The sequence below is a fragment of the Ruegeria sp. BHSB196 genome (assembly GCF_059613135.1).
In genome coordinates this window covers 1-16,629 of the sequence record NZ_JBXWRY010000064.1, presented here as the reverse complement: position 1 = coordinate 16,629, position 16,629 = coordinate 1, and the positions used below count along the sequence as shown (strand labels likewise).

Genomic DNA, 16,629 nt, shown 5'->3' with positions numbered 1-16,629 from the left:
ACCGGGCGGATCACGCTCAACTACGTCGATCCGGATTTCCGCGGGCAAGGCGCAAGCACCGCCCTGCTGGCCCATCTCGAATCCCGCCTGTCCGCCCGCGGCGCGACCGAGGCGCGCATCACCAGCACCGTAACCGCCCATCGGTTCTATCTGTCACGCGGGTGGAGCGACGCGGGCAAGCCGCGTTCCGGGCGCTGGATCGTCGGGTATCCGATGCGCAAATCGCTGCACCCCTGATCTAAGCCCTTGAGGCATGGTCCTCCCCCGGATATTCCCGGCGGGACTGCCGGAGACACCATCATGCCCGTTTTCCTCGATACCTCTTCGCCCGATTTCGAAGCCGCGTTTTCTGAACTGCTGGCGGCCAAGCGCGAGGACAGCCCGGACGTGGATGCCGTCGTCGCCGCGATCATCGACGACGTGCGCGCCCGCGGCGATGCGGCGGTCATCGAATTGACCGCGAAATTCGACCGGCTGGACCTGACGCCCGCGACCCTGGCGTTTTCCTCGGCCGAAATCGATGCCGCCATCGCCACCGTCCCGGCGGCGGACCGCGAGGCGCTTGATCTCGCCGCGGCCCGCATCCGGGCCTATCACGAACGGCAGATGCCGCGCGACGAGGACTGGACCGACGACACCGGCGCGATGCTGGGCTGGCGCTGGTCCCCGGTGTCGGCGGCGGGGCTTTACGTGCCCGGCGGGCTGGCCTCCTACCCGTCCTCGGTCCTGATGAACGCCATTCCCGCCAAGGTCGCAGGCGTCGGGCGGCTCGCCATCACGGTGCCGACCCCGGATGGCGCCATCAACCCGCTGGTTCTGCTGGCCGCCCGCCTGTCCGGCGTCGATGAAATCTACCGGATCGGCGGCGCGCAGGCGATCGCGGCGCTGGCCCATGGCACCGAAACCATCGCGCCGGTGGACAAGATCACCGGCCCCGGCAACGCCTATGTGGCGGCGGCCAAGCGGCGGGTGTTCGGCAAGGTCGGCATCGACATGATCGCCGGCCCCTCCGAAATCCTGGTGATCGCGGACAAGGACAACGACCCCGACTGGATCGCGCTCGACCTGCTCAGCCAGGCCGAGCATGACGAAAGCGCCCAGTCGATCCTGATCACCGATGACGCCGCGTTCGGCCGCGCGGTGGCGCAGGCGGTCGCGACCCGTCTGGAAACGCTCGAACGCCGCGCCATCGCGGGCGCCAGCTGGCGTGACCACGGCGCGATCATCCTGGCCCGCGATCTGGGCGAAGCGGCGGCGCTGTCCAACCGGATCGCCCCGGAACACCTGGAACTCTGCGTCGCCGATCCCGAAGGGTTGAGCCGCAGGACAGTCCACGCCGGTGCGATCTTTCTGGGCCCCTACACGCCCGAAGCCATCGGCGACTATGTGGGCGGGCCGAACCACGTCCTGCCCACCGCCCGCTCGGCGCGGTTTTCCTCGGGCCTGTCGGTCATGGACTTCCTCAAACGCACCACCCTCAGCCGCATGACCCCCGACGCCCTGCACCGGATCGGCCCGGCCGCCGAGCGTCTGGCGAAATCGGAAAGCCTTGAGGCGCATGGGCTTTCGGTCCGCGCCCGGCTCGACCGGCTGAACGGCTGAACGGCTGAACGCGGTTCGCGCGCACGTCCGGCCGCGCCGATCGCCGCGCAGATTCCCCGCGTTGCCCAACCCGGACAGGTGGTGTAGGTCTGACCCGATCCGAACCTTACAGAGTTGGCCGACGTCATGAGCCGCATCACTCATATCGAACTGGATGACCGCAACCTGCCCCCGCCGACCCCGGAGATCGAGCAGGAGCGCAAGGTCGCCATCTTCGATCTGCTCGAGGAAAATTCGTTCAACCTGCCCAAGCGGGATGACCGCGTAGTGCCCGACGGCCCCTACCGCGTCCAGCTTTCGATCCGGGACAAGCGGCTGGTCTTCGATGTCGAGACCGAGGACAACCAGAAGGCGGCCGAATTCCACCTGTCGCTCGGCCCCTTCCGGCAGGTGGTCAAGGACTATTTCCAGATCTGCGAAAGCTATTTCAACGCCGTCAAGACCATGCCGCCCAGCCAGATCGAAACCATCGACATGGCCCGCCGCGGCATCCACAACGAAGGAAGCCGGGTTCTGCAGGAGCGCCTGGAAGGCAAGGCCGAGGTTGACGGCGACACCGCCCGCCGCCTCTTTACCCTGATCTGCGTTCTGCATTTCGGAGGCTGACGCGTGACGCCTCTGCCGCAGTCGGTTCTGTTCTGCTGCGACCACAACGCGGTGCGTTCGCCGATGGCCGAGGGGATCATGAAAAAGTTCTACGGCACCGGCACCTATGTGCAATCCGCCGGTGTCCGCAACGACATGGAGATCGACGGGTTCTGCATCGCGGTCTGCAAGGAAATCGACGTGGAACTGTCGCGCCACCGCTCGCGCTCCTTCGACGAGATGGAGCAATGGGGCGACGATCTCAGCTCCTTCGACCTGGTCGTGGCGCTGTCCCCCGCCAGCCAGCGGCGGGCGCTGGAACTCACCCGGTTTTTTCACCTCGATGTCGATTATTGGCCAATAATGGACCCTACCGGGCTCGGCGAGACGCGGGACGAGAAGCTAACACATTACCGACAAACCCGCGATCAGATCATCCAGCACCTCAAGGACCGCTGGGGAGAGCCTCTGGAGACACCATGAACGAAACCGTCCAACGCTATTTCGACGCCTTCAACGCCGGCGATGCCGATGCCATGCTGGCCTGCCTGTCCGATGACGTGGCCCATCACGTGAACGAAGGCCAGGTCCGCGTGGGCAAAGAGAAATTCGCCGAATTCTGCGCCCACATGAACCGCTGCTACCGCGAGACGCTGACCGACATGGTGATCTTTGCCACCCCGGACGGCACCCGTGCGGCGGCGGAATTCATCGTGAACGGCACCTATCTGGAAACCGATGCGGGCCTGCCCGAGGCGCGCGGCCAAACCTACCGCCTGCCGGCGGGATCGTTCTTTGACCTCAGGGATGGGCAGATCGCCCGCGTGACCACCTATTACAACCTTGCCGACTGGGTGCGGCAGGTCTCCGATGGCTGAGGTGTCGGATGTCCGGGCGCTGACCGGCGCCGACCTGGAAACCGCGCTCGACGATGTCGCCCGTCTGCGGATCGCGGTGTTCCGCGACTGGCCCTATCTCTATGACGGCGATCTCGACTACGAACGGACCTACCTGCAGGCCTATCGCGACAGCGACCGCGCCATCGTCGTCGGCGCCTTCGACGGCGGCCGGCTGGTGGGAGCCTCGACGGGCATGCCGCTGGCCGATCACGCCGACGATTTCGGCGCCGCGTTCGAAGGCACCGGGCTGGACCTGAACGACATCTTCTACTGCGCCGAGTCGGTGCTGCTGCCCGCCTATCGCGGCCAGGGCATCGGCCACCGGTTCTTTGACCTGCGCGAGGCGCATGCGCGTGCCCTGGGCTACCCCAAAGTCGCCTTCTGCGGCGTCCAGCGCCCCGCCGGCCATCCCCTGCGGCCCGCCTCCTACCGCCCGCTCGACGCCTTCTGGCGCGCCCGCGGCTACGAACCCCTGCCCGGCGTCATCGCGCGGTTTTCCTGGAAGGATCTGGGCGACGAGGACGAAACCTCAAAGCCGTTGCAGTTCTGGATCCGGGATCTGTAGTCGACAATGGACCGTTGTACAAAAAGAACGCGACCATTTCAAAACTTAGCAAAGCGAGTTTTTCCATAACGTATTTCAAAAGAATGGCGGAGGTATTTCCAAGGATACTTCATTGCCCGGTCGCGCTCCCCTTTTAGCCTACGCACGTCTTTGGCCAAATTATCGGCACGATAAGATTCCCGAGCAAGTTTCGAGAGCAAAGTAACCTCGTAATTGTCGATCGGAACATACGGATCTCGGGACGTTCGGAATACGGCTGGGTATGGGTCTTCAAAAAATCGACCATTCACACCGGGTACAGTCGACAAGAACGCATCGAAAAAATCAAACCTTTTGGTGATCTCCTCGATCTCACTATCAGTCAACGTTTCTATTACTTTCCGATTGTCGCCAGCCCGTGTTTGTTGGGCAATCTTGTCAACCAAATGGTGGTTAAAAAGCTCTGCTGTTCGAGGCTCATCTAGCGCCCTCCAGGTCATGTACGAAACATCGTAATACTTTCTCGTCCGACTTTCATTCGCTAGACCAATTTCTTTGAAATCATGATTTTTTCTCACAACTTCAGCATCCATGTCAACGCAATCCAGAAAATCGTTTAAAAGATCGTTGTTTTTTAATGAAGATTTTTCGTACGATCGGAAGACGAACTTGACCCCGTTTCGGTTTTCGAATGCCTCCACAATTTCGCGAAGTATTACTTCATACCTTGTTGCAAACTCCGAAATCCCTTCGTCCAGCGAAAATACTCGCCCCCCACTGAAGTCGGAAATAAACGCATTGTATGGCTCAGCATTTTCGGCGGCCCAAGAAGCAACAAGTTCTGCTGGCTTTCTGATGTAGATAATCACTGTGAGGTCAAATCCAGCAAACGCGGGACTTTTGATTGCCGGAAGAAGGTCACCCAAAATACCTTCTTCGGAAATTACGACGACTGGACAATCTGACTGAAGGAAATAGTCTCTAGCCTGTTGAACATACTTAGTATCAAACAAAAAATTGGCGTTCGCGAACCGACGCTGGTGACGAAACGGTTCGGACGCACATGGATAATCCAGCCCCATGCCTCTAAATGCATCGGCATTTTCATAAAGTGTTTGCTGTAAGTATGTTGAACCTGTTTTGATAGTTCCAGCGTGTAGTATTATTCGCGAGTTCTGCGCCAAAACTTGATGCCTATATTCGACTTGGCAGCTATGTGCCCTCCGATAATCTACTATAGCCGATGTATCGCGTGCGCAAGACCGAATGTCACGAGCCGGTATCAATCGTGGAGTTTGCAGGTTGTCATTTGTGGAGTTTGCAGGTTATCGTGGTATAGAGTATCACGACATTTGCACATGTGGGCTCGTATTTCTTGCTTCCAATTCTCGCGGCATATGATGATTGATCGTCATAGGACTCAAACCGGAAATTCATTGCCAGTACGTCTTCCGATCCTCACCTTCTGGCGCGCCCGCGGCTACCAACCCCTGCCCGGCGTCATCGCGCAGTTTTCCTGGAAGGATCTGGGTGACGACTACGAAACCCCAAAGCCGTTGCAGTTCTGGATCCGGGATCTGTGAGTCCGAATTGGTCCGCAGGGCGAACAGAAGCGGACGTTTGTGGAACAGGAGAATGCTGTTAGCCTGATGCCAATGCAGCGTTTTTCGCAACACGCAAGCCTGTGCAAGTTTCTTGTCGTGGAGGGCAGCAAATGAAAAGGCTATTCCCATCGCTTTCCGAGGACGCGACGCTCGGCAGTGTCTTTCAGCTGTTTCCGGAAAAGCTGGCTCCCTGGTGCGAATATGAAAGCCTTGTGATGCGGGGAGAGAGCGAACTTTCCGCCTCCGAGCGCGAGCTGATTGCCGCCTACGTTTCCGGATTGAATGCCTGCTCTTACTGCTACGATGCCCATACTGTCTTTGCCCGCGCCTACGGCATTGATCCAATGGTGATCGAAGCGCTGATCGAAGACCCAATCTCGGCCCCGGTTGACCACCGGATGAAGCCTGTCCTCGCCTATGTTGCAAAACTCACTCTCTCACCTGCCCGAATGACGGAAGAAGACGCACAAGCGGTCTATGAGGCCGGATGGTCGGAAAGCGCGTTGTTCGACGCCATACAGGTATGCGGAGTGTTCAATTTGGTGAACCGCATTATCGAGGGCACGGGTATTGGGAAGATTGCGCGTGACCCTGGACCGCTCGATGAGCAAACGCGTGCGAAGTTCACCAGCAATTCGTTTTACACCGATTTCGGCAGAGCCAATGGTCTTGATGTATGAATAGGGCTCAAATCGGAAATTCCTTGCGCCCGCTCGGCGCCTTCTGACCCGCCCGCGGCTACCAACCCCTGCCCGGCGTCAAAGCGCCGTTTTCCTGGAAGGATCTGGGCCTGGACGACGAAACCCCAAAGCCGTTGCAGGTCTGGATCCGGGATCTGTGGTCCGACTTGGACTGCTGGGCGGACAACGCTGCCTTGCTGCAAGAAACGCGATGGCCGGGTTCAATGTTTTGTCAAATCGTCCGTTTCGCTTAACGTAAGAAGTTCGTTGAGGTGTTACTTGATCTTATTGGGAGACCCAGATGCTGTTCATGGTCCACGTGAATGTCACTCCGGAAAACCGGAATGCCAACTACCAGCGATTGAAAGAAAAGGCAGGCGCCGTTGACGTCCCCGGGACCAGGATTCTTGGAATCTGGTTTGCCGTCAGCCAACTGGAAGGCTGGACGATAGTCGAAGCCGACAGCGCGGCCGCACTCGGAAAACTCTTGCACGATTGGACCGATCTGAACGTGAACACTGTAGTTCCAGTTCTATCACTCGAGGAATTCACGGAAGAGTTTGAGGGCGACTGATTTCTCTGTTGCCAATCCTTGGTGGCATGCACGTATTCCGTCGGCTTGTTGCGGGTTTTAAGCGCCTTGCCGGTTCGACCCGGTGACGAGTGCTGAAGTCGGGCTTGCAAGGCATCTTGGCGTTCTCGGTGGGTGTCTGTCGAAATGTGTGCCTCGGAATCCAACCGGACGTTCCTTGCCAATACACCGCCCACCCATCGCCGGCCCGATCAACAGCGACCGTGCTTTCCTCGGCACGAAACTGATCGGGCTGTACAGTCGGCCGATTTTCCTTCTACTGTCGCGCGACAGTCTCTCGGGGAGCCACGATGAAACTCGCCACCGCCGCCTATCCGCTCGACTGGCTCGACAGTTGGGCGCAATACGAGGACAAGCTGCACCGCTGGGTCTCCGAGGCCGCCGGGACCGGCGCCGAACTGCTGGTGTTCCCCGAATACGGCGCGATGGAGCTTTCGACCCTCGACGGCGCCGACGCGGCCGGCGATCTGGAACGCTCGATCCATGCCGTGTCCGACCGGATGGAGGATGCCGCCCGCCTTCATCAAAGACTTGCGCAGGAGTTCGGGGTTCACATCCTCGGCGCCTCGGCCCCGGTGGCCGCCGGCCAGGGTCGCCCGGTGAACCGGGCCGAACTCTACGCCCCCGCCGGCGCCCGCGACCATCAGGACAAGCAGATCATGACCCGGTTCGAACGCGAACACTGGGACATCGCACCGGGCGGGCCGCTGAAACTCTTCGACACCGCCCTGGGCAAGATCGGCGTGCTGATCTGCTATGACAGCGAGTTTCCCCTGCTGGGCCGGGCGCTGCGCGAGGCCGATCTGATCCTCGTCCCCTCCTGCACCGAGGCGCTGTCGGGCTACTGGCGCGTCCGCGTCGGCGCGATGGCGCGGGCGCTGGAGAACCAATGCGTCACCGTCATGGCCTCGCTGGTCGGCAGCAACGACTGGTCCGAAGCGGTGGACATGAACACCGGCGCCGGCGGCGTGTTCGGGCCGCCCGACGTGGGCTTTCCCGAAACCGGCGTTCTGGCCGAGGGCGCGCTGAACCGCCCCGGCTGGACCTATGCCGAGATCGACCCCGCCGCCATCGCCAACGTCCGCGCCGACGGGCGGGTGCTGAACCGGGCGCATTGGGCCGAACAGGAACCCCGCGCCCAATCCGTCACAATGTCTTGCCTTCAGGCGATTCGACCCTTGAATTAAGGGCGAAATAGGCCCATTTAAGCGCACGTCCCGCGGATCGTGCGGGTTAAATGCAATGATGGAGACAACATGGCCAAGGAAGATACGCTCGAATTTCCCGGTGTCGTGAAGGAACTCCTGCCAAATGCGACGTTTCGGGTCGAGCTGGAAAACGGCCATGAAATCATCGCACATACGGCAGGCAAGATGCGCAAGAACCGCATCCGCGTTCTGGCCGGCGACCGCGTTCAGGTCGAGATGACCCCCTACGATCTGACCAAGGGTCGGATCAACTACCGCTTCAAGTAACGCCCGCCTCATGGCGTTCATCCTCGGATCGGGCAGTCCGCGGCGGCTGGACCTGCTGGCGCAGCTTGGCGTGCGGCCCGACGCGATCGCCCCTCCGGAAATCGACGAAACCCCCCGCAAGGGCGAACTCCCCCGTCCCTATTGCGCCCGAATCGCGCGCGATAAGGTGATGGCGGTTCCGGCGTCCGAAGACGACATCGTGCTCTGCGCCGACACCACGGTTGCGCTCGGCCGCCGCATACTCGGCAAACCCGCCGATGCCGGCGAGGCCGCGGAGTTCCTCTTCGCGCTCTCGGGCCGCCGCCATCGGGTGATCACCGCCGTGGCCCTGCGCCGCGGCAGCCGCGTCTGGGCGCGCGAGGTGGTCAGCCAGGTCAAGGTCAAGCGCCTGTCGGATGCCGAGGTCAACGCCTATCTCGCCACCGGCGACTGGCAGGGCAAGGCCGGCGCCTATGCCATCCAGGGCCCCGCCGGCGCGTTCATCCCGTGGATCAGCGGCTCGTTCACCGGCATCGTCGGCCTGCCGCTGGCCGAAACCGCCGCGCTCCTGCAGGCCGCGGGCTATCCCCTGTACCGCGAGGCCTCATGAAGGGCCGCACCATCGTTCTGGATCATGTCGCAGGCCGCGAAGCCGCCGCCCTGATGGTCGATGGCAGGCTGGACGATTTCCTGATCGCCGGCGATGCGCCGCCGCCCGGAACCATCTACCGCGCCCGCGCCGACCGGCCGGTCAAGGGCCAGGGCGGCATGTTCCTGACCACGCCGGACGGGCCGGCTTTCCTGCGCCAGATCAAGGGCCTCGCCCCCGGCACCCTGTTGCTGGTGCAGGTGAGCGGCTATGCCGAGCCCGGCAAGGCCATCCCGGTGACGGCCCGGTTGCTGTTCAAGAGCCGCCATGCCATCGTCACCCCGGACGCGCCCGGCCTCAACGTCTCGCGCGGCATCCGCGACGACGCCGAACGCGACCGCCTGCTGGCCATCGCGCATGACGCGATGCATGGGCTCGGCCATGGACTGATCCTGCGCACCTCCTGCGCGGGCGCGGCGGCCGACGACATCGCCGACGACATCGCCGCCATGGCAAACCTGGCCGGGCAGGTGCTGGCCGACACCGGTACCCAGCCCGAAAAGCTGGTCGAGGGCGACGGCCCCCACACGCTCGCCTGGCGCGAATGGACGGACCCGGCCGAGATCGTGACCGCCCCCGGCGGGTTCGAGACCCATGGCGTGCACGAGGCGCTGGAGGCGGCGCGCGGCATCTCCGAACCCCTGCCCGGCGGCGCGCATATGTATGTCCAGCCCACCCGCGCGCTGATCGCGGTGGACGTGAACACCGGCGGCGACACGTCGCTGGCCGCGGGGCAAAAGGCCAACCTGGCCTGCGCCAGGGCGCTGCCGCGGGCGCTGCGCGTGCGCGGACTCGGCGGGCAGATCACGCTCGACCTGGCGCCGATGGCCAAGAAGGACCGGCGCGGCTTCGAATCCGCGCTCCGCGCCGCCTTCCGCTCGGACAGCGAGGAAACCACCCTTGTCGGATGGACGCCCCTGGGCCATTTTGAACTGCAACGCAAACGCGGCCGTGTGCCGCTGGCGGAGGCGCTGAAATGACCTGCCCGATCTGCGGCGAAACCACCGTCCATCAATACCGCCCGTTCTGTTCGCGACGCTGCGCCGACCTGGACCTCGCCCGGTGGCTGAACGGCTCCTACGCCGTCCCGTCCGAACGCGAGGACGACCCCGAAGACCCCTCCGACACCGGGCAAACGGCGGCCGGGCGCTGGCACTGAAAAAATGTCAAAAAGCCTCTGGACACGCCCTGTTGCAGGCCCTAGAACGCCTCCACCCAACGGCAAGCGCCGTTCCCCAGCCCGGGTAGCTCAGGGGTAGAGCAGTGGACTGAAAATCCTCGTGTCGGTGGTTCGATTCCGCCCCCGGGCACCATTTCCACCCATCACGCATCGCGCACCGAATCCCTCCAACACACCACCCAATCCCCAGCGTGTGAGGCGAGTTTATTGGCTTTCGGCCGGGAATTGTCCCATGCTGGCAGCTGACCGTCCTGTCCGACACGGAGCCTCGCCATGCCCCGCCCGATCCCGCCAACCGCCCTGGCCGCTGCGGCGGCGGTTGTCGCCTGCCTTTCCGCATCGCCTGCTGCCGCGCATGATGTCAGATCCGGCTTTTCGGGCTTCATCGCATTCGGTACCATCCCCCTCGGCCTGCACGACCGGAGCCGCCATCGGGTGCACAGGTACCATGTCGAGCCGCCTCGGCACCTTGCCGCGCCGGGCCCGAAAGCCGCGCAGATCGACCGGGGACACAGGGACGACCGGCCGCGCCGCTACAACAAGCCGACGCGCCGCATCTACGGCCATGTGCCCTACGGCGCGCCGCTCCGGCCCAGCGCCCCGGCCCGAAAGTACCGCTATTACGGTTTCTGATCCGCCGTCGCGGCCGCGCAAGTGGAGAATTCGGGGGGAGATGCGAGGGGCCGGCCCGAGGGGGTCATAGCCAGCCCCTCTCTGGGGGTGTTCTGACGGGCGGTATCGCCCAGGGTTGATCTGACATTAACCCAAGACCGCGGGCCGCGAAATTGGGGGTTTCCCGTAGATCCGCGCAACCCTCTGCAAACAGAGCGAAAAATTTGTTTTTGGCAGGCCGGGTTAACCCCAAAGCCCACCTGACAGCGCATCCTCCGGCGCCGGCGGGTCAGGCCCAGCCGCCGCGCCGCCGGATCTGGGTCGAACTCACGTGCACCATCGGCACGTTGACAAAGCACCAGGCCGGCGCCGCCGCCCGCCCCAGCAGATGCCGCGCCTGCCCGTCGATCCGGTAGCCGGCATAGACCCGCGCCGCCGGCGACATCCGCGCCGAGATCCGGTCGCCGGGCCGGGCCACCACGCCGACCGGCACGCTGTCCATGATCAGGCGCCAGTTCTTCCACAGGTGAAACTGGGCCAGGTTGTCCGCCCCCATCAGCCAGACGAAGCGGACACCGGGATAGAGCGCCCGCAGCGCCGCCAGCGTGTCCGCGGTCGCCCGCGTGCCGAGCCGCGCCTCGACATCGGTGATCTCGACCCGCGGATGGCGCATCACCTCCCGTGCCGCCTGCAGGCGCTGCTCCAGCGGCGCGGGTCCGCGTTTCTTCAGCGGATTGCCCGGCGACACCAGCCACCAGACCCGGTCCAGCCCGAACGCCTTCATCGCCTCCAGCGTCACATGCACATGACCCTCATGCGGCGGATCGAAGGATCCGCCCAGCAGGCCCACGACCTGACCGGGCCGGGCAAAGGGGATGGCATGCCGCAACATCTCCTGCTGATGTTCAGAGATGGCCGCGCTTGTCAATCGGCTGGCCGCAGCGCCCCGGTTGCCGCCCCGCAGATTCACGGCCGCGCCAGCTTGCCCACGCCCGCCGGCTTCGTTATCACACCGGCCAACCCGAATTCCCCTTCCCAGAGGACGCGACATGGCCGCCTATCAATATGTCTACCACATGCAGGGTGTCTCCAAGACCTATCCCGGTGGCAAGAAGTGCTTTGAAAACATCCACCTGAGCTTCCTTCCCGGCGTCAAGATCGGCGTCGTCGGCGTCAACGGCGCCGGTAAATCGACCCTGATGCGGATCATGGCCGGACTCGACAAGGATTACACCGGCGAGGCCTGGGCCGCCGAGGGTGCCAAGGTCGGCTACCTGCCGCAGGAACCGCAGCTCGACCCCGCCCTCACCGTCCGCGAGAACGTCATGCTGGGGGTGGCCGGGAAAAAGGCCATCCTCGACCGCTACAACGAGCTGGCCATGAACTACTCGGACGAGACCGCCGAGGAAATGGCCAGGCTGCAGGACGAGATCGACAGCCAGAACCTCTGGGATCTCGACAGCCAGATCGACGTCAGCATGGAGGCGCTGCGCTGCCCCCCCGACGACGCCGACGTCAACACCCTCTCGGGCGGCGAGAAACGCCGCGTCGCGCTGTGCAAGCTGCTGCTCGAAGCGCCCGACATGCTTCTTCTGGACGAACCGACCAACCATCTGGACGCCGAGACCATCGCCTGGCTGCAACAGCACCTGATCGACTACAAGGGCACCATCCTGATCGTCACCCACGACCGCTATTTCCTGGACGACATCACCGGCTGGATCCTGGAACTCGACCGCGGCCGCGGCATCCCCTACGAGGGCAACTATTCCTCGTGGCTGGAACAAAAGGCCAAGCGGCTGGAACAGGAAGCGCGCGAGGACAAGTCCAAGCAGAAAACCCTGCAGCGCGAACTGGAATGGATGCGCCAGGGCCAAAAGGCCCGCCAGGCCAAGCAGAAGGCCCGGATCAACGCCTACAACGAACTGGCCCAGCAATCCGAGCGCGAAAAGATCACCCGCGCCCAGATCGTCATCCCCAACGGCCCGCGCCTGGGCAGCAAGGTGATCGAGGTCAACGGGCTCGCCAAGCACATGGGCGACAAGCAGCTGATCGAGAACCTGTCGTTTTCGCTGCCCCCCGGCGGCATCGTCGGCGTGATCGGCCCCAACGGCGCCGGCAAATCGACCCTGTTCAAGATGCTGACCGGCCAGGAAAAACCCGACGCCGGCAGCATCGAATACGGCGACACGGTGAAACTGTCCTATGTCGATCAGTCCCGTGACGACCTCAAGGACAACGACACCGTGTGGGAGGCGATCACCGGCGGCGCCGAAATCATCCAGCTGGGCGACGCGCAGGTCAATTCGCGCGCCTATTGCTCGTCCTTCAACTTCAAGGGCGGCGACCAGCAGAAGAAGGTCTCGCTGCTCTCGGGCGGCGAACGCAACCGCGTCCACATGGCGCGGCTGCTGAAAGAGGGCGGCAACGTCATCCTGCTGGACGAACCGACCAACGATCTGGACGTGGAAACCCTCCGCGCGCTCGAAGACGCGCTGGTGGATTTCGCCGGCTGCGCCGTGGTCATCTCACACGACCGCTTCTTCCTCGACCGGATCTGCACCCACATCCTGGCCTTCGAGGGCGACGCGCATGTGGAGTGGTTCGAGGGCAACTTCGAGGACTACGAAGAGGACAAGAAGCGGCGGCTGGGACCGGACGCTCTGGAGCCCAAGCGGTTGAAGTACAAGAAGTTTGTGCGGTGACGGACTGGATCACACTTGTAGGGGCCTTGGGCCTCGGCTCACTGATCACGGTAACCATTCAATGGTTCCTAGCGCGATCAGATAGTCGCCGGTCGCTTAGGTTTCAGGAACGTAAAGACGCATATGTCGGGCTTTGGCAAGCGATGCACCGCTCCGAAATCGAAGGAACTGAAGAGGCCGCTCTGCATGTTGGTCATTGGGTAGCCCGTTGCGAATTGGTAGCTCCGCCAAAAGTTCGAAACGCCGTCAATTCTCTTATTTTAACCGAGCCGGGAACAGATGAGCGCAAAGCTGCGATGCGCCAAGTTTTGAGTGCTATGCGCTCTGATCTGGGAATTTCTGAATAAACAGCCGCAGAAAGCGTAGGATGGGGTTCCACCCCATCACTCCAAAATTCCAAAACCACACCACCTTAAATGATGGGTAAAATCACCCATCCTACGGCTTTCCGATCGCTCATTCCATTGGGATATTCACTGTCAAAAATTGTAGGCCGGGCTTCAGCCCGGCAACTCCGGCAACACCGCCCCCAAAAAATATCCGACCGGACCCCTCCATGAATGCCGGGCTGAAGCCCGGCCTACGCGCCTGCGGCAGATTTCGATCTCACAACCACAAAGCAACCCCACCGTCGCGAACGATGGGGTGAAACCCCGTCCTACGGCTCTCCAAACATCCCATCCATCGGCAAGCCACTCCACTCCGGATCGACCCGACCCGCGCGCATGTCGCGATGGATCGACGAGTATGGCCAATCGGTTGGACGCTCCACCAACCCGTGCTTGACCGGGGCGCCGCCCGTTCGCGTCTCGAAACGTCCACTGGACGTTTCGCCACCTGCGGTGGACCGACGCTCACCCCAACAATACCGGATATGCGCGTCGTAATCGGCCCGGTTGCGGATGTGATGCTCCCAGAACCGCCGCTGCCAAACCGCCGCCTCGCGCTTTTTTGGCCGTAGGCCGGGCTTTAGCCCGGCATATCTCCCGGACGTAACAACCGGCAGCTCCTGTGGCACATGGGCCGGGCTGAAGCCCGGCCTACGGTTCGCCTGTTTCAAACTCATGGTGAAGCGCGCCTTGATCGCGCCCCAACGGGTCGAATAATCCGCATCCCCCTCGGGCAACGTCCAGACCGTATGCAGATGGTCCGGCAAGACGACCCAGGCAGCGATTGCAAAGGGCCTTTCCGCCCGCGTGACCTGAACTGCTTCGCGCAATCGGGCAATCTCGTCGACAAGCAGCGAACCGCCCCGCACCGCCAGGTTGACCGTGAAGAACACGGTCGCTCCGGAAACTCGAGGACGCAGATAGACCGACATGCCGGTACTTTGCGACACCTCATGCTAATGTTCGGTAAACTTCCGATCGAGTGCTCCACCGGACGTGACAACAGGTCTTGCGACTAGTCGGCTAGCCCCTGAACCCGTACTCGGTCACGAAGAACCGCGTCGGAATCCCCTCGAACAGATGCCGCAGCTCTTCGATATCCTCGGCCGGCCCGTGCACTTCCGCCCCGGTGATCTCGACCAGTTGCCTGGTGCTCTGAAAGATGTGGCTGCCCAATTCCAGATGCTTCATCACCGCATCGGCATCCCGATAGTCCTCGCGCGACACCGCCGTGCCATCCGCGCCGAAACTGTAGGCCGAGGCCAGATGCCCCGGCTCCTTCTCGCGCAGCAGCACCATCGCTTCGCAGTTCTCGCGAAACGCATCCGCATGCACGAGCGGAACCGAGAAATGGCCGACCAGGGTGATGATAGGGGGGACCGACATGACACATCCTCAAATCTGAATTCCATAGGCAGGACCACCTTAACCGATCCGCCCCCGGCGCGCGCCCCCAAAACCCGCGCGCCGGCGGATGGGGTGCCGCCGGTCCGCCCGCGCCCCGGTCCCCTCTCCGACGGAGCGCCCGATTGCCATCCCTTCCGCGCGGCGCCCCGGGGCCAGCAGGGCGTACAAACCGGACATTCCGCCCCCGGGAACGTGTACAAAACGGCACATGGCCCTTGTCAGGCGGCCTTTCGGGTGCCATATCCTTTGGCGCTACCGTTTTTCTATTTCGACCACTGTCTCCGTTCTCGGCGCTCAGTCTATCGATACAGACAACGACGCCGGGCTGCCGCATTCCCGCGGGCAGCAACAAGACAAGGAGACAAGGAATGCCCTCAGGCACCGTAAAATGGTTCAACACCACCAAAGGCTATGGCTTCATCGCGCCCGAAGATGGCGGCAAGGACGTGTTCGTGCACATCTCGTCCGTCGAACGCTCCGGCCTCACCGGCTTGGCCGACAATCAGAAAGTCACCTACGAGCTGCGCTCGGGCCGTGACGGCCGCGAAAGCGCGGACAACATCGAACTGGTGTAACCGGTTGAAAGGGTGAGATAAATTCTCACCCTTTCTTTTCCTGTCCATTGCAAGACCGCCGGAAACCGGCCTCGGCCGGGCACATGACCTGTGCCCTGACGACCGCAGCGGCGGCATCAATTTCGCGTTATTCCCCGCGGGCGGATTGACCCGCGACGACCTCCTGCCGACACTGGACCCATTGATTTTGTTGTTGGAAAGGGGATGTCATGATTTCGCGCCGTTCGTTTCTGGCCGCCACCGCGGCCGCCGGCGTCCTGCCGCAGGCCGCTGTGGCCAACAAGGCGGTGGAATTCGATCCGACGCCGCAATACGTCCGGATCAAGAAACAGTTCCAGCCCGGTCAGCTGCTGATCGTGCCGCGGTCGTTCTATCTCTACTTCGTTACCGAACCGCGCAAGGCCATCCGCTATGGCTGCGGTGTCGGCAAGGCGGGGCTGGAATTCACCGGCACCGCGACCATCGATGTCAAGAAAGAGTGGCCCACCTGGCGTCCGACGCAGGAGATGATCGAGCGCGAGCCGGTCACATACGCCAAATTCGTCGACAACGACTATGTCCAGCCGGGCGGCATGGACAACCCGCTGGGCGCGCGGGCTCTGTATCTGTTCCAGAACGGGCGTGACACGTTCTTCCGCATCCACGGAACCAATCAGCCCAAGACCATCGGCCATGCCGTATCCAACGGCTGCATCCGCATGTTGAACGAACACGTCATCGACCTTTATGGGCGGGTGCCGCTGGGCACGGTCGTCACGGTGGTGTGACCGCCGTCCGGCGGGCTTGAGAAAGGCAGAAACCATGATCCGGGCCCTGGCGTCAGCACTTGTCTTCCTGCCGGGTCTCGCGCTGGCCGCGTCCAGCCACGAACCGCCGCGGGCCGAGGTGGCTATGGTCAAGACGCGCTTCGTTCCGCTCCAGCATCTGTCTTTCGCGGCCGGGTTCGAATATTGCGGCTATGTCGGCACGACGAAAACCGGAGCGCTCGCCTTTACCGTGATGGCGCGCGGGGACGAAAACGGGTGCACACCGGCCATTCCCCCGAGAGGGTTCACGCCGATTGCCTCAATGCACACCCATGGCGCCTATGACCCCCACACGCCGGCCGAGTTCCCGACCGTTCTGGACATGGAGGCGGACCGGGACGAAGGC

Annotated in this window: 23 protein-coding genes, 1 tRNA gene and 2 pseudogenes; 22 read left to right on the top strand and 4 right to left on the bottom strand. The window is 62.8% G+C overall.

The genetic code is table 11. The annotated features are described in order from the left end of the window. The 6 genes from AC2FNJ_RS19525 to AC2FNJ_RS19500 form a co-directional block, all read left to right on the top strand. Window positions 1-237, top strand: a 237-nt coding sequence (locus tag AC2FNJ_RS19525; RefSeq protein WP_496766651.1) for a GNAT family N-acetyltransferase, incomplete at its 5' end; no start/stop codon positions are given. Window positions 238-300: 63 nt separating this feature from the next. Next, window positions 301-1,602 carry a histidinol dehydrogenase gene (gene hisD, locus AC2FNJ_RS19520; protein WP_496766649.1) on the top strand — a complete coding sequence of 434 codons (1,302 nt, stop codon included), beginning with the start codon at window positions 301-303 and terminating at the stop codon, window positions 1,600-1,602. A 126-nt stretch (window positions 1,603-1,728) separates the two neighbouring features. Beyond that, a complete protein-coding gene (locus AC2FNJ_RS19515; RefSeq protein WP_496766647.1) occupies window positions 1,729-2,208 on the top strand; it encodes a UPF0262 family protein in 480 nt (159 codons plus the stop codon). Window positions 2,209-2,211: 3 nt separating this feature from the next. Beyond that, entirely contained in the window at window positions 2,212-2,670 is a 459-nt protein-coding gene (locus tag AC2FNJ_RS19510; RefSeq protein ID WP_496766645.1) for an arsenate-mycothiol transferase ArsC, read from the top strand. Further along, window positions 2,667-3,065, top strand: a complete 399-nt coding sequence (locus AC2FNJ_RS19505) for a ketosteroid isomerase-related protein (protein ID WP_496766644.1) — start codon at window positions 2,667-2,669, stop codon at window positions 3,063-3,065. The genes AC2FNJ_RS19510 and AC2FNJ_RS19505 overlap by 4 nt, the downstream gene beginning before the upstream one ends. Then, window positions 3,058-3,651, top strand: a complete 594-nt coding sequence (locus AC2FNJ_RS19500; RefSeq protein WP_496766642.1) for a GNAT family N-acetyltransferase — start codon at window positions 3,058-3,060, stop codon at window positions 3,649-3,651. The genes AC2FNJ_RS19505 and AC2FNJ_RS19500 overlap by 8 nt, the downstream gene beginning before the upstream one ends. 38 nt (window positions 3,652-3,689) lie before the next feature. Here the strand turns inward: AC2FNJ_RS19500 and AC2FNJ_RS19495 are convergent, their stop codons facing one another. After that, on the bottom strand, window positions 3,690-4,814 hold the full coding sequence (locus AC2FNJ_RS19495; protein WP_496766640.1) for a hypothetical protein: 1,125 nt from the start codon (window positions 4,812-4,814) through the stop codon (window positions 3,690-3,692). 279 nt (window positions 4,815-5,093) lie between these two features. On the opposite strand from AC2FNJ_RS19495, the pseudogene AC2FNJ_RS19490 reads away from it, so the two are divergent. The 11 genes and pseudogenes from AC2FNJ_RS19490 to AC2FNJ_RS19440 all read left to right on the top strand — a co-directional run. Beyond that, window positions 5,094-5,213: pseudogene (locus AC2FNJ_RS19490) on the top strand (GNAT family N-acetyltransferase); the annotation flags it as partial. Window positions 5,214-5,344: 131 nt separating this feature from the next. Then, the gene (locus AC2FNJ_RS19485; RefSeq protein ID WP_496766638.1) at window positions 5,345-5,914 is read left to right on the top strand and encodes a carboxymuconolactone decarboxylase family protein; all 570 of its coding nucleotides are present in this window, start codon (window positions 5,345-5,347) and stop codon (window positions 5,912-5,914) included. A gap of 53 nt (window positions 5,915-5,967) precedes the next feature. Beyond that, a pseudogene (locus tag AC2FNJ_RS19480) lies at window positions 5,968-6,168 on the top strand (hypothetical protein); the annotation flags it as partial. Window positions 6,169-6,215: 47 nt separating this feature from the next. Then, window positions 6,216-6,488 carry a DUF3303 domain-containing protein gene (locus AC2FNJ_RS19475; protein ID WP_496766637.1) on the top strand — a complete coding sequence of 91 codons (273 nt, stop codon included), beginning with the start codon at window positions 6,216-6,218 and terminating at the stop codon, window positions 6,486-6,488. A gap of 308 nt (window positions 6,489-6,796) precedes the next feature. Next, on the top strand, window positions 6,797-7,693 hold the full coding sequence (locus AC2FNJ_RS19470) for a carbon-nitrogen hydrolase family protein (RefSeq protein WP_496766636.1): 897 nt from the start codon (window positions 6,797-6,799) through the stop codon (window positions 7,691-7,693). A 69-nt stretch (window positions 7,694-7,762) separates the two neighbouring features. Continuing rightward, complete coding sequence (infA, locus tag AC2FNJ_RS19465) at window positions 7,763-7,981, top strand: translation initiation factor IF-1 (protein ID WP_005620785.1); 219 nt, start codon at window positions 7,763-7,765, stop codon at window positions 7,979-7,981. Between the two features lie 10 nt (window positions 7,982-7,991). Continuing rightward, window positions 7,992-8,570 (top strand): Maf family protein, encoded by a 579-nt coding sequence (locus AC2FNJ_RS19460; RefSeq protein ID WP_496766634.1) that lies wholly within the window; start codon window positions 7,992-7,994, stop codon window positions 8,568-8,570. Next, window positions 8,567-9,589 (top strand): ribonuclease E/G, encoded by a 1,023-nt coding sequence (locus AC2FNJ_RS19455; protein ID WP_496766633.1) that lies wholly within the window; start codon window positions 8,567-8,569, stop codon window positions 9,587-9,589. Before AC2FNJ_RS19460 ends, AC2FNJ_RS19455 begins: the two co-directional genes overlap by 4 nt. Beyond that, window positions 9,586-9,768 carry a DNA gyrase inhibitor YacG gene (locus tag AC2FNJ_RS19450; protein ID WP_496766632.1) on the top strand — a complete coding sequence of 61 codons (183 nt, stop codon included), beginning with the start codon at window positions 9,586-9,588 and terminating at the stop codon, window positions 9,766-9,768. Before AC2FNJ_RS19455 ends, AC2FNJ_RS19450 begins: the two co-directional genes overlap by 4 nt. Window positions 9,769-9,847: 79 nt before the next feature. Next, window positions 9,848-9,922, top strand: a tRNA-Phe gene (locus AC2FNJ_RS19445). Between the two features lie 140 nt (window positions 9,923-10,062). Further along, window positions 10,063-10,422 carry a hypothetical protein gene (locus AC2FNJ_RS19440; RefSeq protein WP_496766630.1) on the top strand — a complete coding sequence of 120 codons (360 nt, stop codon included), beginning with the start codon at window positions 10,063-10,065 and terminating at the stop codon, window positions 10,420-10,422. Between the two features lie 268 nt (window positions 10,423-10,690). Here AC2FNJ_RS19440 and AC2FNJ_RS19435 read toward each other — a convergent pair whose 3' ends face one another. After that, on the bottom strand, window positions 10,691-11,293 hold the full coding sequence (locus AC2FNJ_RS19435) for a nicotinate-nucleotide adenylyltransferase (protein WP_496766628.1): 603 nt from the start codon (window positions 11,291-11,293) through the stop codon (window positions 10,691-10,693). A 157-nt stretch (window positions 11,294-11,450) separates the two neighbouring features. Here AC2FNJ_RS19435 and ettA point away from each other — a divergent pair, with 157 nt between their 5' ends. Beyond that, the gene (gene ettA / locus AC2FNJ_RS19430; RefSeq protein WP_496766626.1) at window positions 11,451-13,106 is read left to right on the top strand and encodes an energy-dependent translational throttle protein EttA; all 1,656 of its coding nucleotides are present in this window, start codon (window positions 11,451-11,453) and stop codon (window positions 13,104-13,106) included. Further along, window positions 13,103-13,453 (top strand): hypothetical protein, encoded by a 351-nt coding sequence (locus tag AC2FNJ_RS19425; protein ID WP_496766624.1) that lies wholly within the window; start codon window positions 13,103-13,105, stop codon window positions 13,451-13,453. Before ettA ends, AC2FNJ_RS19425 begins: the two co-directional genes overlap by 4 nt. A 311-nt stretch (window positions 13,454-13,764) precedes the next feature. Here AC2FNJ_RS19425 and AC2FNJ_RS19420 read toward each other — a convergent pair whose 3' ends face one another. Next, window positions 13,765-14,427, bottom strand: a complete 663-nt coding sequence (locus AC2FNJ_RS19420) for an REP-associated tyrosine transposase (RefSeq protein ID WP_496766623.1) — start codon at window positions 14,425-14,427, stop codon at window positions 13,765-13,767. Window positions 14,428-14,518: 91 nt separating this feature from the next. Next, window positions 14,519-14,881, bottom strand: coding sequence for a hypothetical protein (locus tag AC2FNJ_RS19415; RefSeq protein WP_496766621.1), 363 nt, complete (start codon window positions 14,879-14,881; stop codon window positions 14,519-14,521). Between the two features lie 389 nt (window positions 14,882-15,270). Here AC2FNJ_RS19415 and AC2FNJ_RS19410 point away from each other — a divergent pair, with 389 nt between their 5' ends. The 3 genes from AC2FNJ_RS19410 to AC2FNJ_RS19400 form a co-directional block, all read left to right on the top strand. Then, entirely contained in the window at window positions 15,271-15,477 is a 207-nt protein-coding gene (locus AC2FNJ_RS19410) for a cold-shock protein (protein WP_496766620.1), read from the top strand. Between the two features lie 209 nt (window positions 15,478-15,686). After that, window positions 15,687-16,244, top strand: a complete 558-nt coding sequence (locus tag AC2FNJ_RS19405; protein WP_496766618.1) for a L,D-transpeptidase family protein — start codon at window positions 15,687-15,689, stop codon at window positions 16,242-16,244. Window positions 16,245-16,278: 34 nt separating this feature from the next. After that, the coding region (locus tag AC2FNJ_RS19400; RefSeq protein ID WP_496766616.1) for a DUF4329 domain-containing protein at window positions 16,279-16,629 on the top strand (351 nt) is incomplete at its 3' end.

Coding starts and splice junctions, on each gene's coding strand:
- hisD (WP_496766649.1), top strand. CDS start 301: ATGCCCGTTTTCCTCGATACCTCTTCGCCCGATTTCGAAGCCGCGTTT.
- AC2FNJ_RS19515 (WP_496766647.1), top strand. CDS start 1,729: ATGAGCCGCATCACTCATATCGAACTGGATGACCGCAACCTGCCCCCG.
- AC2FNJ_RS19505 (WP_496766644.1), top strand. CDS start 2,667: ATGAACGAAACCGTCCAACGCTATTTCGACGCCTTCAACGCCGGCGAT.
- AC2FNJ_RS19500 (WP_496766642.1), top strand. CDS start 3,058: ATGGCTGAGGTGTCGGATGTCCGGGCGCTGACCGGCGCCGACCTGGAA.
- AC2FNJ_RS19485 (WP_496766638.1), top strand. CDS start 5,345: ATGAAAAGGCTATTCCCATCGCTTTCCGAGGACGCGACGCTCGGCAGT.
- AC2FNJ_RS19475 (WP_496766637.1), top strand. CDS start 6,216: ATGCTGTTCATGGTCCACGTGAATGTCACTCCGGAAAACCGGAATGCC.
- AC2FNJ_RS19470 (WP_496766636.1), top strand. CDS start 6,797: ATGAAACTCGCCACCGCCGCCTATCCGCTCGACTGGCTCGACAGTTGG.
- infA (WP_005620785.1), top strand. CDS start 7,763: ATGGCCAAGGAAGATACGCTCGAATTTCCCGGTGTCGTGAAGGAACTC.
- AC2FNJ_RS19460 (WP_496766634.1), top strand. CDS start 7,992: ATGGCGTTCATCCTCGGATCGGGCAGTCCGCGGCGGCTGGACCTGCTG.
- AC2FNJ_RS19455 (WP_496766633.1), top strand. CDS start 8,567: ATGAAGGGCCGCACCATCGTTCTGGATCATGTCGCAGGCCGCGAAGCC.
- AC2FNJ_RS19450 (WP_496766632.1), top strand. CDS start 9,586: ATGACCTGCCCGATCTGCGGCGAAACCACCGTCCATCAATACCGCCCG.
- AC2FNJ_RS19440 (WP_496766630.1), top strand. CDS start 10,063: ATGCCCCGCCCGATCCCGCCAACCGCCCTGGCCGCTGCGGCGGCGGTT.
- AC2FNJ_RS19435 (WP_496766628.1), bottom strand. CDS start 11,293: ATGTTGCGGCATGCCATCCCCTTTGCCCGGCCCGGTCAGGTCGTGGGC.
- ettA (WP_496766626.1), top strand. CDS start 11,451: ATGGCCGCCTATCAATATGTCTACCACATGCAGGGTGTCTCCAAGACC.
- AC2FNJ_RS19420 (WP_496766623.1), bottom strand. CDS start 14,427: ATGTCGGTCTATCTGCGTCCTCGAGTTTCCGGAGCGACCGTGTTCTTC.
- AC2FNJ_RS19415 (WP_496766621.1), bottom strand. CDS start 14,881: ATGTCGGTCCCCCCTATCATCACCCTGGTCGGCCATTTCTCGGTTCCG.
- AC2FNJ_RS19410 (WP_496766620.1), top strand. CDS start 15,271: ATGCCCTCAGGCACCGTAAAATGGTTCAACACCACCAAAGGCTATGGC.
- AC2FNJ_RS19405 (WP_496766618.1), top strand. CDS start 15,687: ATGATTTCGCGCCGTTCGTTTCTGGCCGCCACCGCGGCCGCCGGCGTC.